The following is a 14,433-nucleotide window of genomic DNA, read 5'->3' as shown; positions in this document are numbered from 1 at the left end:
TATTGGAGTTTTTCAGGTATGACGTCTTCAATACAATTGAAAGATGGTATTGCCAATACCGTTGCAAATGATCAGCCTCAAGGAATGATTATTAAAATTGTAGGCGCCGTGGCGGTTGCACATTTACTAAATGATTTAATTCAGGCGGTGTTACCAGCCATCTATCCAATGTTAAAAGCAAACTTTTCGCTGAGTTTTGCGGAGGTTGGCCTGATCTCGTTTGTATATCAAATTACAGGTTCGCTACTACAGCCTTGGATTGGACTTTATACCGATAAACATCCAAAACCGTATCTTCTCCCACTCGGAATGGTCGTCACATTCTGCGGCATTATCTTGTTAGCTTTTTCGCCAAGTTTTGCCGTGTTGTTATGTGCATCTGCACTGATTGGAGTCGGGTCCGCAACCTTTCATCCAGAAGCTTCACGGGTAGCACGAATGGCATCAGGCGGGCGCTTCGGTACAGCTCAGTCGACTTTCCAAGTGGGCGGAAACACAGGTACTGCGATTGGCCCATTATTAGCAGCGTTATTAATTGTTCCATTTGGGCAGCATGCAGTTGCGGGTTTGGTGATATTTGCACTTTTAGCAATTTGGGTTTTATTTGGCGTAAGCCGTTGGACCGTGAGTCATGCTAAAAGTCAGGTAGTTGCGCGTGCTACCCAAGCACATACTAAATTGCATGGCCGTAAGCTCATTATCGCCTTGGGCACAATTAGTGTGTTGATGTTTGCCAAATTTACCTACATTGCGAGCATTAGTAACTACTTTACCTTTTACTTAATTCAAAAGTTCCATATCAGTATTCAAACAGCTCAATTACACCTATTTGCTTTTTTGGCGGCTGTGGCTGTAGGTACATTTGCTGGTGGTCCAATTGGCGATAAGATTGGCCGTAAAGCTGTGATTTGGGTTTCATTTGTTGGTATGGCGCCATTTGCATTAATGATGCCGTATGCAAACTTATTTTGGACAACAGTTTTTTCAATTATTGCTGGTTTGGTGTTGTCATCGGCTTTTGCAGCGATGGTGGTGTATGCGCAAGAAGCTGTTCCGGGCCGTGTGGGTATGATTGCGGGTTTAATGTTTGGCCTTATGTTTGGGGTAAGTGGTATTGCCGCAGCTGGGCTAGGGCATTTAGCGGATATTAATGGCATTGAATGGGTATTTAGTTTATGTTCATTGTTGCCATTACTTGGTTTTGCAACAGCACTTTTACCAAACACAAAGGTTAAATAAATGAAAAGACTCTCAGTCATATTCAGCTGAGAGTCTTTTTTAGCCAAACATATCTCTAATTAAAAGACTATTTTTGAACACCAAACTTAAATACGGTGACACTGTTATAAGTTTGGTTTGGGTTCAAACGTGTAGAAGGGAAAGAGGGTTGATTCGGGCTGTCTGGAAAATGCTGCGTTTCTAATGCTAGCGCGTCTGCTTGTCGATAGAGCACGCCATTTGCGCCAACAATATTTCCGAGTAAATGATTGGCTGTATACATTTGGACACTTGGTTCAGTGGTTAAGACTTGCATGGTCCGTTTAGATTTTGGGTCAACCACAATCGCTGCAAGATTTAATTTCCCTTGAGACTTTTGATTAATTACCCAAGTTTGGTCATAGCCATATCCATAGGCCAATTGCTGATTATTTGCTCGAATATCTTTCACAATTGCTTTAGGCTTCCGAAAGTCAAAAGGTGTACCTGCAACTGAAGCAATTTCACCTGTTGGTAAAGAGTTTTGATCGGTTACTAATATACGGTCTGCATTGAGTTGTACCACATGATCTAGTACACCATAAGGATTGTTCCCAGCTCCTGACAAGTTGAAGTAACTATGATTGGTGAGGTTGACGACTGTAGGCTGATCAGTTTTGGCTTTATATTCAATCTTGAATTCATTTTGATCTGAAAGACTGTAGATTACTTCTACATCTAATTTTCCGGGAAAACCTTGATCACCATTTGGACTGGTTAACTTCAGAGAAGCTTTAACGGTTTCACCTGTAGAAACGAGGGGTTTAACTTGCCAAACACGTTTATCAAAACCGGGATTCCCGCTATGTAATGAATTCGGGCCATTATTTTTTTCGAGGTTATACGTTTTCCCATCTAAGCTAAATTTAGCATTGCCAATACGGTTCGCATAACGACCAATTAATCCGCCAAAATGAATGCCTGCCTTGGTATCAGTGACTTCATAACCTTTTAGATCATCGAAGCCCAAAACGATATTATTTTGTTTACCTTGGGCATCGGGAGTCAAGATTTGTGTAATTACACCCCCGTAACTAATAAAAGATACCGAGACTCCTTTGTTATTGCTCATGGTATATAGATCAACTTTTTGACCGTCTTGAGTCGTACCATATGGTTTTAAATTTAATGTGGCTGCATTGGTAAGTTGTGCAAAGCTATAAACCGTAACACCTAAAATTGCTAATTTTTTCATGCTTATACTCTATTTTGTAAATAGTTGGACTGGATGAATATAAGATTGATTTTTCATCTTTTTAAAGAGTTTTTTATTATATATAGTGTTAATGATGATTAGCGCTGTTAACTCTAACTATTGAACAAACTGGCCCTAGTCCTATTAATAAAACTCAGCGGTAAGCTATTTTTATGACTCATTCTGTCTCAGTTTTAAAATTTTCACTTGCTCTTAATGGCTTGTCATTTGATTTAGACAACCAGCACATTCAACTTGAACAGGGTTTGGGTTTTGTTGAGTCGAACAGTATTCGTCATGGTATTATTGATGAGCTTGCTATCGAAAAGATGATTTATTTTATTGAAGAAATAATAGAGTCTCAGCCCCTCAGAAATCTGAATATAAGTGGGGTAGCTGTTACGTCTGATGCTGCTATGACACACCTCAGTCAGTTATTTTTTAGTGCTAAAAAGCAAATCAGCCGTATTGAGCTTGAGCATGGATTCAATGATTTTATTGAGCGTTTGAGCTATTACATAAACCAAGTGTCTCCAGATCAGCTTTATGTTTTTACCTACTTTGTATTTGTTCGAGAGATGATGCATCACTTAAGAGTTGAGGAAATTCAGATCATTTAAGAAATCACTTTCTCAATCTGCTAACTCATCATGAATCCAGTTTAAAAATAGCTCAATTTTAGGAATAAATTGATGCGTTTGTGAATACACCAAATGATGAGTAGAAATAGGAATTGATAATTCATCTGCAAAAACTCTAACCAATTTTCCTGAGTCCAAATAATTTTGAGTGAGTAAATTACTTTCCAAAACAAATCCTAGTCCATGCATAGCTGCTTCAAATATCGAATTTTTTTAAAACTAAAAATTATGATAGAGACTTGGAAGGTTGATTTTATCATTTTTTCAAAATAAATAATTGAATTTAATGGTATTAATATTTGTAATTGATGATAATATCTGTAGGGATTTAAAAAACAAAAAATTAATATGAGGATCTTATGAGTTATAAACTAATCAAAATAAGTGTATTAAGTACTATTTTTTTAATTGGTTGTGGGGAGGAGTCCAAAAGAGAAGAAAATGAGTATGAAAAAAATATGCTTACAATCGAAGCTGAAAATTTTAATGATAAAGTTAACTTGAATGTAAAAGAAGAGGAATATAGCTTAATAGCCCAAGGAAATAGCTCAGATGTAACTCTCTATTTTAACAAACCCGATAAAACGGACCTTCCTATTTATGGTGAATTACAGCTTTTGGCTGAAAGTAATAAGGCACGTTTTGCCTCGCTTGCTTGGATAAATAAATATAATGATATGAGTGTTTTATTTTGTATAAATTATGAAGACTGTTCAGATAATACGGAATATAGTTTTGATAATGATAGTAGACAATTAAATATAAGATTTAAAAATAATTTTAATAAATTATGGAAAAATTATTTAGTTGACTGGATAGAAAAAAAAGATTTAACGGCAAAAATTACAGGTAACTTAGAATTAAAAATACCCTCTAACTGGGTGGGTTTTAATAAAGATAGATTTCCAAGAAAAAGTGGGATAGGTATCCTCGAATTAGATAATCAAGTATATAAATTATCTGATATGAATTCAGATATTATTATTTATAAAGATGGAAATAATAAAAACATTGGTAGTGTAGATGAACTTGTTTTTAAAAAAGATGATGATATTGTGAATATTGAAATATTTAAAGAAAGTAATAATAATCAATATTCTAAAGATATACAACTTAAAGTTCGAAATTATAATTTAACAAATTATGAACCAGGTTTTTCCTTTTATGGCTTAGTTCCTGCTTCGTCGATCTCGTGGGGAGATAATGAAAAGATACTATCTATTAATATACAGAACTTGAATTTATTTGATAAAGAACGAAATAAATTTAGAGTGTTAGATTTGGAATATAATATTCCTAGGAATACTTCTAATATTTTAATTAATAAAGAAATATATCCTATATTGCGGCAAAATTATGGTTTCGCTTATGTCGTAAATGATCAGAAAAAATATTCTATTAGTTTAATAGGGCAAACAGGAGCTTATCCATTGGAAGTAATTCAAGAATTCAATGGTCATATTTCAATTGAAACTACGAAAGAAAATGAAAAAATAGTTTGTGGAGATCGCTATAAATCTTGTTCAGGTTTATCTATGGATAATGATAAAAAAACTTTTAGATTTAATAATGTTAAATTAGGTGAAGATGTTTTCAATGGAATGATTTATATTCCAGGAATTATTGATTAAATATGATAAAAAAATCCCCTCACTAGAGGGGATTTTTTATTACTATTTAAACTTAAACAATCGAGTCGTCTAAATTAGGCGCTAACCAACGCTTCGCTTCATCTAGTGTCCAACCTTTACGTTTTGCATAATCTTCAAGTTGGTCTTGAGAGATTTTGCCCACGTTAAAGTATTCACTTTGTGGATGAGAATAATAGAAACCACTCACCGAAGATGGTGGCATCATTGCAAAGTGTTCAGTCAGTTTAGTACCAATTTTATCTGTAGAGCCTAACCAGTCAAACAACACTGCCTTTTCAGAGTGCTCAGGGCAAGCAGGGTAACCTGGTGCAGGGCGAATACCGACATATTTCTCTTTAATCAGATCTTCATTGCTGAGCTGTTCATCAGCTTTATAGCCCCAGAATTCTTTACGAATGCGTTCATGTAAGTGTTCGGCAAAAGCTTCAGCAAAGCGGTCAGCTAATGACTGAACTAAAATTGCAGAGTAGTCATCACCTTTGGCTTTGTATTCATTTGCCAATTCTTCTGCACCAAAAATCGATACAGTGAATCCGCCTAAGTAGTCCTGCTGCTCACGGTCATTACGAATGTAATCTGCCAAAGACAAGTTTGGTTTACCTGTCACTTTGTCAGATTGCTGACGTAAATGCTCAAAAGTATGCGTAACATTTTGACCCGCTTCATCAAATACGCTGACGGTGTCTGCATCAGTGCGCTGAGCAGGGAACATACCGAATACGGCACGAGCATCAAAACGGTTGTTGTCGATAATATCTTTCAACATCGCTTGAGCTTGATTGTACAAATCTGTTGCAGCTTCACCAACCACTTCATCTTCTAAAATTTTCGGGAATTTACCTGCCAAGCTCCAAGAAATAAAGAATGGTGTCCAGTCAAAATAATCCACGAGTGTTGCAAGCGGATAATTCTTTAAAACTTGTGTTCCTAAAAGATTTGGTTTTGGTGGCACGTAGCTTTCATCAATTTTAAAACCATTTTCAACCGACTCTTTATAAGTCAGTTTGGCCGCTTTTGGTTGTTTGTTGGCTAAACGTTCACGAATTTTGGCATATTCAGCACGGTGCTCTTCAATAAATGCACCTCGCATGTCTTTAGAAAGCAAGGTTGTAGCAACACCTACAGCACGTGAAGCATCGGCAACATAAATTACTGCATCATTCTGATACTGAGGGTCAATTTTTACTGCCGTGTGGGCTTTAGATGTCGTCGCACCACCAATTAATAGAGGAATGTTAAAGCCTTTGCGTTGCATTTCTTTCGCAACAAATACCATTTCATCTAAAGATGGAGTGATCAGACCAGACAACCCGATGATGTCACATTTTTCATCAATTGCGGTTTGTAAGATTTTCTCGCAAGGTACCATTACACCAAGGTCAACAATGTCATAACCATTACAGCCAAGTACCACGCCTACAATATTCTTACCAATATCGTGTACGTCGCCTTTTACCGTTGCCATGAGGACTTTACCTTTAGATTGTCCTTCAGACTTTTCAGCTTCAATGTAGGGGTTGAGCCATGCTACAGCTTGTTTCATTACACGGGCAGATTTCACAACCTGCGGTAAGAACATTTTGCCTGAACCAAACAAGTCACCAACCACGTTCATACCGTCCATCAGCGGTCCTTCAATCACATCTAAAGGACGTTTAGATTTTAAGCGCGCTTCTTCGGTGTCTTGGTCAATATAAGTCGTAATACCTTTAACTAGTGCATATTCAAGACGTTTTTCAACCGACTCATTACGCCATTCAAGGTTCTCGGCTTCTTTGGCAGCACCGCCTTGTCCGCGGTATTTTTCTGCTACTTCAAGCAGTTTCTCAGTCGCAGCTTGACCAGATTCACCTTGGTTTTGGTTTAAGATGACATCTTCAACAGCTTCTTTTAGCTCGGCTGGAATATCATCATAAATTGCCATTTGACCTGCGTTCACAATACCCATGGTCATGCCTTGCTTGATAGCATGGTATAAGAACACCGAGTGAATGGCTTCACGAACTGGCTCATTACCACGGAACGAGAACGAAACGTTCGATACACCACCAGAAATCATGGCATGTGGTAAGTTCTGTTTAATCCAACCTGTAGCCTCGATAAAATCGACCGCGTAGTTGTTGTGTTCTTCAATACCTGTTGCTACTGCGAACACGTTCGGGTCAAAAATAATATCTTCAGCAGGGAAGCCCACTTCATTCACTAAAATATCGTATGAGCGTTTACAGATTTCGCGTTTACGTTCAGCAGTGTCAGCCTGTCCAGCTTCATCAAAGGCCATCACAATAATTGCGGCACCATATTGACGGCAGAGGCGGGCTTTTTCGACAAACTCGTCATAACCTTCTTTTAAGGAAATGGAGTTAACAACAGGTTTACCTTGTACGCATTTTAAGCCAGCTTCAATGATTTCCCATTTTGATGAGTCAATCATGATTGGCACACGTGAAATATCAGGTTCTGATGCTACAAGGTTTAAGAAATGCACCATCGCATTTTGCGAATCGAGCATTCCTTCATCCATGTTAATGTCAATAATTTGCGCGCCAGCTTCCACTTGTTGCTGTGCAACCTCTAAAGCTTCTGCAAAGTTTTCTTCGCGAATGAGACGTAAGAATTTCTTAGAACCGGTAACGTTAGTACGTTCACCAACGTTTACAAAGAGAGAGTCATCATAAATATTAAATGGTTCTAAACCACTTAGGCGACAAGCAGGTACGGTTTCAGGTACTTGGCGAGGCGCAATGTCTTTGACTGCATTAGCAATGGCTCGAATATGGTCTGGTGTCGTACCACAGCAACCACCAGTAATATTAATTAAACCGCTTTCAGCAAATTCTTTTAAGAAAGCTGCAGTTTGCTCAGGTGTTTCGTCATATCCACCAAATGCGTTTGGTAAGCCTGCATTAGGGTGTGCTGAAACGAAAGTATCTGCGACATCGGAAATGGTTTTTACGTGAGGACGCATGGCATCTGCACCAAGGGCACAGTTAAAACCAATTGAAAGCAAATCACCATGGCGCACAGAATTCCAGAAAGCTTCCGCAGTCTGACCTGTTAAAGTACGACCTGATGCATCGGTAATTGTCCCTGAAATCATAATTGGTAATTCACGACCAATTTGTTTAAAGACTTCTTTGACTGCAAAAATCGCTGCTTTACAGTTTAATGTATCAAATACGGTTTCAATCAAAATGATATCTACACCGCCTTCAATCAGTGCATGAGTCGCTTCAATGTAGTTTTCTTTTAACTCATCAAAGGTAATGTTACGAAAAGCAGGGTCATTTACATTCGGTGAAATTGAACAAGTGCGCGATGTCGGTCCAAGTACACCAGCAACAAAACGTGGTTTTTCTGGAGTTGAATACTTTTCGCAAGCTGCTTTGGCTAAACGTGCTGCTTCACGGTTAATCTCTGGAACAAGATCTTCCATGTGATAGTCAGACATTGAAACACGCGTGCCATTAAAGCTGTTGGTTTCAATAATATCCGCACCAGCATCAAGATAAGCTTCATGAATGCCTTGAATAATTTGAGGTTGTGTCAAAACTAAAAGGTCATTATTCCCTTTTAAGTCATGTGCCCAATCGGCAAAACGCTCACCACGGTAGTCGGCTTCTTCTAATTTATGGCGCTGGATCATAGTTCCCATAGCACCATCAATAATCAGAATGCGTTTAGCAAGAAGCGCTTTTAGGGTGGCAAGCGTAGACATAGAAAACCCCGATCTTTTATATGAATTTAAAAATGCGGCGCTATTGTAACAGAATAGCAGCACAAATGATGACCTACGAAGGTCATGAGACAATAAGTAAAAAAATAAAAAAGAGGGTGTTTTATGACAAAAACGAAAGAATTTTCATGAAATATTCATCAAATGATCATGATATTGAAATATTTCATGCTCAATATGCCGAAATATTACAGTTGTTCTGTATGAAAAATAGACATATAGGTCATTTTATTTATTTTTTTGCTGTAAAAATAAGCACAAAAGGAGCTCATAAATAATGAATTAAGTTATTGTATTTTAAAAATAAAATAAAAATGATCGGGGAAAGGTGCATCAAATGAGGTCAAAATATAAAAAATTGACTTCATCAGGCGGCTCTTTGTCATATAATTGTCATAATTTAATTTAAGAATACAGAGGATTTTATTATCCTCTTACCGTCTGCATGAATTCTAATCTACCCCCTGTTTCGGATTCAAAACTTGCGGCAAACCTGCAAGCAAAATCGACGAATGTACACGTCCCAACACCGAAATTTTTTATGCCGGTGTTTCTGACGATTATTGTTGCAACACTTATTTATATTGGGTTTCAGGTTAGTGCTGATTTAGCGCATGTTCCACCTTTGAGCCTTTATTCGGTTATTCTTTTATCTACTGCACTTTTCATTGCATTGGGCTTTGAATTTGTAAACGGTTTCCATGATACTGCTAATGCAGTTGCAACGGTCATTTATACAAATGCATTGCCTGCACCAGTTGCAGTCATGTGGGCTGGTTTTTGTAATTTTCTTGGGGTAATGGTCGCAAGTGGTGCTGTTGCTTATGGCATTATTGCATTGCTTCCTGTTGAACTTATCATGAACATGGGTAGCGGTGCTGGCTTTGCAATGGTTTTTGCATTGTTAATCGCTGCAATTCTTTGGAACCTTGGTACTTGGTTCTTAGGAATCCCAGCTTCTAGCTCTCACACCTTGATTGGTTCAATCTTGGGTGTGGGTATTATGAACCATCTATTGAGTGCATCGACTGGCGTAACGACCAGTGGTGTAGATATGGACCAGGTGATTAAAGTAGGTAAGGCATTATTATTTTCACCTTTAATTGGTTTTGCTTTTGCAGCAATCTTATTCTTGTTGGTTAAAACTATTTTCAAACGCCAATTAGAATTATTCCAGCCACCTGAAGGTAATAAGCCACCACCAGCAATCATTCGTGCAATTTTAATCTTTACCTGTACAGGTGTAAGTTTTGCACACGGTTCAAATGACGGCCAAAAAGGTATGGGTCTCATCATGCTCATTTTGGTTGGTTTAGTACCGTTAGCTTATTCAATAAATAAAAACCTAGATACACAACAGGTTCAATCATTCCACCAGCTTTCTTCTCAAACTGCTGTTTTGTTAAACCATAATCAGCAAGAATTGACTGATGAAAAAGCGCGTGAAGTTTTAACTAAATATATTCAAACCAAGCAACAGACACCTGAAGTTGTACCTGCATTGGCAAGTATGACTGATCATTTAGGTGCTCGTGTTTCTAGCTATAGCGACTTAAAAGATATTCCTGAAGCTGCGATTAGTGAAATTCGTAATGATATGTATTTAAGCACAACCACGTTTAAACGTTTGGACAAAGCAGATGCTTTACCAAAAATGGATGATTCACAGAAAAAGCTTGTGAAAGATTATCGCGGTAGCTTGGATTCATTCTTACAGTACATTCCAAACTGGGTGAAAGTTGCGGTTGCATTAGCGCTTGGTCTTGGCACTATGGTTGGTTGGAAACGTATTGTGGTGACTGTAGGTGAGCGTATTGGTAAGAACCATATGACTTATGGTCAAGGTATGTCTGCTGAGCTTATTGCAATGAGTACTATTGCAGCAGCAGATGGTTTAGGTATGCCAGTTTCAACTACTCATGTTTTAAACAGTGCTGTTGCGGGTACCATGGTTGCAAATAAATCAGGTCTAAACTTTAATACCATTAAGACAATTTTATCAGCTTGGATATTTACTTTACCTGCGACCATCTGTTTGTCAGGTGGTTTATATTGGTTGTTCTTAAAGTTCATTTAAGTTGTCTGCTTAAATCTAAAAAGCCACTATTATTAGTGGCTTTTTTATTGTCACATTAAAAAAAGATCGCTTTTTTCAAATAAACTCAGTAAAGAATGAATGATTACTGCAAATACTTATTGCTAGGTGACTAGCTCAAAAATTGATGAAAGGATATAAAATGAAAACGGATCAACTCGATCAACTCAAACAACAATTCCCACTCATTCAAACATTACAAGATTACCAAGAAACATTTTGGTTTAATCCGAGCCGTTATCCTTTAAAAGAAGCTCTCGCGAAAGTAGCACTTACAGAGCAAGATGTAAAAGATGCCGAAGCAAGGCTAGAACGTTTTGCACCTTACTTAGCAAAAGTATTTCCAGAAACTCAAGCACTACATGGAAAAATTGAATCAGAACTAGTTGAAATTGCAGATATGCAACAAGCCTTATCTGTAGAAAAACAACAGAAGCTTACTGGAAAGCTTTGGCTTAAAAAAGATAGTCATTTACCTATTTCGGGTTCAATCAAGGCACGTGGTGGAATTTATGAAGTCTTGGCTCATGCTGAAAAGTTAGCAATTAAGGCAGGGCTTCTCAAGTTAGATGATGATTACAGTAAACTTGACCAAGATGCATTTCGAGCATTTTTTTCCAATTATCAAATTGCGGTAGGTTCTACAGGTAATCTTGGTTTATCGATCGGTATTATGAGCGCGAAGCTCGGTTTTAGAGTGACCGTGCATATGTCTGCTGATGCAAGACAGTGGAAGAAAGATAAACTGCGTTCATTAGGTGTCAATGTTGTGGAATACGCCAGTGATTATGGTGTCGCTGTAGAGCAGGGACGTAAAGCAGCAGAACAAGATCCAAATTGTTTTTTTATTGATGATGAGAATTCGACGACTTTATTTTTAGGTTATGCAGTAGCAGGAATACGCTTAAAACAACAGTGTGAGCAAAAACAGATTAAAGTCGATGCAGAACACCCATTATTTGTTTATTTGCCATGTGGTGTCGGTGGTGGCCCTGGTGGAGTGAGTTTTGGGTTAAAACTCGCTTTTGGTGAGCATGTACATTGTATATTTGCAGAACCGACTCACTCTCCATGTATGTTACTAGGTGTTTATACAGGGCTGCATGATCAGATTTCAGTAAACGATATTGGTTTAGATAACATTACTGCTGCAGATGGATTGGCTGTTGGCCGTGCTTCTGGTTTTGTCGGCCGTGCTATGCAGCAGTTAATTGACGGTTACTACACCATTCATGATGAATGTTTATATGAGCTGATTGCGCTTTTAAATCAAACTGAGAATATTCAAGTTGAGCCCTCAGCAGCGGCAGGCATGATGGGGCCATATTATGTGCAAACTACTCGTGATTATTTGGCCTTGCATCAATTGTCAGCTGAAAAGTTACAGCATGCGGCACATGTGGTATGGGCGACTGGTGGTGGTATGGTTCCACCTGATGAAATGCAAAAGTATTTAACACATAGTCAAAACAAATAATTGCACAAAAAAGCCCAATTTTAGAATTGGGCTTTTAACTTCATTATTTTTTAGAAAATTTCTTAACTGGAAGCTTTTCGGCCGCAAAACCATAGATTGCAGCAAAAGGAAGGGCTGTACGGGCTAAATAAGCCACACGCCATAGACCGCCATGGTTGGCACCTTCCATCATCAACTCTAGAGGATGGTCAAGCACAGTTTCAGGATTTGCGACAGAAGATTCATTTCTTAAGTCATGGATCCAGAGTGCCGCCATAATGGCATTTGTGGTTTCTGGACTAAACGCTTCTACATCAAAAAGTTCCGCACCGTTAAAAGCGGCTTTAAGGAGTGGATTTTTTGTGACTGAATGAGTTGTCGTAGATGGAGCAATATTAATACTCACGCGTTGGCCTTGATGACGGGCAAGTGTTGCTCGCCATTGTTGAATACGTTTAGCTAATGCGTAGTTTGGCCCTTGTTCAACTACCAAGCAGTCTGCAATACCATAAGTTTTGCCATTTTCGCTGGTAATCAAGTCTTGATAAGGTGCTTGGAAAAAACGTTTGAGCGATAGTGTAGAGACACCTTTTGCAGCCATTTTTTGTAGTTGTGAACGAGATTTAAATTTCTCTTGAGCTGCCTCTGCAACTTCTTTAGGTACTGCGTAAACATCGGTTGGAGTACACATAAACATTAAGCTTGTATCGGCTTTATGTTCACTCACATATTGCATAATACTATCCATAGCCATTGAGACGCGGACATGTTTTTCACCATCTAGATAAGCAATAGCAGCTAAATCTAATTTTTGAGGAAATTGAACTAACCACTGTGCAATTTCTGGTATTTGAGTCAGTAAATTGGCACCTAATTTATCTCTTAATTCAGAAGCTTTTGCTGTTGAGTCAACTGATTCAATTGTAGGTGCAATCAGCGTTGCGTTTCCTTGCTGAATTGTATTTAAAATTTTCCCCCAAACTCGTGGGTTCGGTAAATCAATTGCAACAATATTCGCTTTCCACTTTGCTAACCAAGGTAAAGGGCCAGCTTCTGAAGCTGCACCAAACAGAACCATGGTTCGATCAGATAAATCAAACCATTCTGGATGAGCGGCAGCTTCACGTAAAGCCTTGGCATGGCTTGGTTCAATAATACCTGCATTTTCCCATTTTTGAATTTGATCAAGTAAGCTTTGCCCGCTAAGTTTTTGGCCTTTATATGGAACATACCATTCTGGTGCAGCTTCACTTTCACCTTTAAATTTAACTGTATTTAAAGGCTTAGTGGTAGGGATGTGCAGAGCATCTTTTAAAAGATAGTGTTTACCATCGCGGAAATAGTCAAAAAGATGATGAGCCTTATGTAAGCCCTGTTTGGCGATGGTAATCGGGTTATTGCTATTAGAAAGCCCATGTTGAACAAGTGATTTAAAGTATCTTGGATAGTTTTTCCGCCAGTTTTTTTCAGTCAAAATCTGTTGAGCAGTTTTATTATCTACAATAGATAAAGCTTCTGACAAAATCTCTTGGCCTGTGCGAGAAGTACTTTGTTTTTTTGTTGAAGCGTGTATCGGAAATTGTAGACCTTCGTCTGGACTCTGGCTGGACATAAAATATCTCACTTGGACGGTAGTATTAATATACAGGTGTATACATTATCTATGCCAATTAAAAGAAACGAGTGGCAATAACTGACAAAATGAAAATTAAATTATTTTTGTGATGAAGGTGGTTTGAGTGAATTTTTATGATAATTTGATCTCATTTTAACTTCATTTTTTTTCACATTTCTAGAACATTTTTATAGACTTACGTTACATAAATGATTATTTTGTATAGAGCGAATTCATCAGATCTAAGCTGAAGATAAAATGTTCAAAATGTATCAATAAAAAAGATACGATGATGAGTAAAAAACTAGACTTTTTTATTAAACGATAAGAAAAGTCAAACGGAATAAGAAAGAATTGGGGTGAAACTAGATGGAAGACAACGTAAGATTGTCTTTTAAAAATCTTGGGGATATGGTGATTTTTTTACACCATAATTTTCTAGTTTCGCCCCATCTAATTTTGGGTGAAGCCCTATACATAAGCTGTAAATCATCTTTCTAAACAGTCAGATTAATTTGCTTATAGTCTATCTAAACTTTTAACAACGACCTTTCTTGGCCTGACCTGGTGGACAAAAATCTCCTGGATGATTGTGATAAGGCGAATCCGGATCAACTACTACACTGCCAGCAGGGGTATAAACTGCACAAGCTGATAGTGATAGTGTGAAAATTGCTGCTGCACAAACTAGAAATTTTTTCATATTGTTCTCTCTTTTTATCATTCTCCCTTTTATTATTTACTATAGAAATTATTAGATTGTTTTTCGATCTATTTTTGGTTAAG

At 37.8% G+C, this 14,433-nt stretch carries 10 protein-coding genes and 1 pseudogene; 6 read left to right on the top strand and 5 right to left on the bottom strand.

Features of this window, described 5'->3' with window-relative positions; all coding sequences use genetic code 11:
- Positions 1-18: 18 nt before the first annotated feature.
- A complete protein-coding gene (locus F984_RS13575; RefSeq protein WP_004710115.1) occupies positions 19-1,239 on the top strand; it encodes an MFS transporter in 1,221 nt (406 codons plus the stop codon).
- Positions 1,240-1,306: 67 nt separating this feature from the next.
- Here F984_RS13575 and F984_RS13570 read toward each other — a convergent pair whose 3' ends face one another.
- Positions 1,307-2,452 carry an aldose epimerase family protein gene (locus tag F984_RS13570; protein ID WP_004710113.1) on the bottom strand — a complete coding sequence of 382 codons (1,146 nt, stop codon included), beginning with the start codon at positions 2,450-2,452 and terminating at the stop codon, positions 1,307-1,309.
- 173 nt (positions 2,453-2,625) lie between these two features.
- Between F984_RS13570 and F984_RS13565 the strand changes: the two genes are divergently transcribed.
- A complete protein-coding gene (locus tag F984_RS13565; protein WP_004710107.1) occupies positions 2,626-3,072 on the top strand; it encodes a hypothetical protein in 447 nt (148 codons plus the stop codon).
- A gap of 12 nt (positions 3,073-3,084) precedes the next feature.
- Here the strand turns inward: F984_RS13565 and F984_RS13560 are convergent.
- A pseudogene (locus F984_RS13560) lies at positions 3,085-3,291 on the bottom strand (LysR substrate-binding domain-containing protein); the annotation flags it as partial.
- A gap of 161 nt (positions 3,292-3,452) precedes the next feature.
- On the opposite strand from F984_RS13560, the gene F984_RS13555 reads away from it, so the two are divergent.
- Positions 3,453-4,724, top strand: coding sequence for a hypothetical protein (locus F984_RS13555; RefSeq protein ID WP_004710102.1), 1,272 nt, complete (start codon positions 3,453-3,455; stop codon positions 4,722-4,724).
- 52 nt (positions 4,725-4,776) lie between these two features.
- Here F984_RS13555 and metH read toward each other — a convergent pair whose 3' ends face one another.
- Positions 4,777-8,463, bottom strand: coding sequence for a methionine synthase (gene metH / locus F984_RS13550; protein WP_004710100.1), 3,687 nt, complete (start codon positions 8,461-8,463; stop codon positions 4,777-4,779).
- Between the two features lie 65 nt (positions 8,464-8,528).
- Between metH and F984_RS13545 the strand changes: the two genes are divergently transcribed.
- The 3 genes from F984_RS13545 (at position 8,529) to F984_RS13535 (ending at position 12,053) form a co-directional block, all read left to right on the top strand.
- Positions 8,529-8,759: a hypothetical protein gene (locus F984_RS13545; protein ID WP_033845555.1), complete on the top strand. Its 231-nt coding sequence runs from the start codon at positions 8,529-8,531 to the stop codon at positions 8,757-8,759.
- Positions 8,760-8,926: 167 nt separating this feature from the next.
- Positions 8,927-10,558 carry an inorganic phosphate transporter gene (locus F984_RS13540; RefSeq protein ID WP_004710095.1) on the top strand — a complete coding sequence of 544 codons (1,632 nt, stop codon included), beginning with the start codon at positions 8,927-8,929 and terminating at the stop codon, positions 10,556-10,558.
- Between the two features lie 160 nt (positions 10,559-10,718).
- A complete protein-coding gene (locus tag F984_RS13535) occupies positions 10,719-12,053 on the top strand; it encodes a D-serine ammonia-lyase (protein WP_004710093.1) in 1,335 nt (444 codons plus the stop codon).
- A gap of 43 nt (positions 12,054-12,096) precedes the next feature.
- Here F984_RS13535 and F984_RS13530 read toward each other — a convergent pair whose 3' ends face one another.
- Both F984_RS13530 and F984_RS13525 read right to left on the bottom strand, forming a co-directional pair.
- On the bottom strand, positions 12,097-13,644 hold the full coding sequence (locus tag F984_RS13530) for a hypothetical protein (RefSeq protein WP_004710090.1): 1,548 nt from the start codon (positions 13,642-13,644) through the stop codon (positions 12,097-12,099).
- A gap of 541 nt (positions 13,645-14,185) precedes the next feature.
- The gene (locus F984_RS13525; protein WP_004710089.1) at positions 14,186-14,350 is read right to left on the bottom strand and encodes a hypothetical protein; all 165 of its coding nucleotides are present in this window, start codon (positions 14,348-14,350) and stop codon (positions 14,186-14,188) included.
- Positions 14,351-14,433: the final 83 nt, after the last annotated feature.

Origin of the sequence: Acinetobacter nosocomialis NIPH 2119 (assembly GCF_000368085.1) — a bacterium.
GTDB lineage: Bacteria > Pseudomonadota > Gammaproteobacteria > Pseudomonadales > Moraxellaceae > Acinetobacter > Acinetobacter nosocomialis.
Note: the sequence above shows the minus strand (reverse complement) of the source record. Positions and strands in the feature narration are given on the sequence as shown.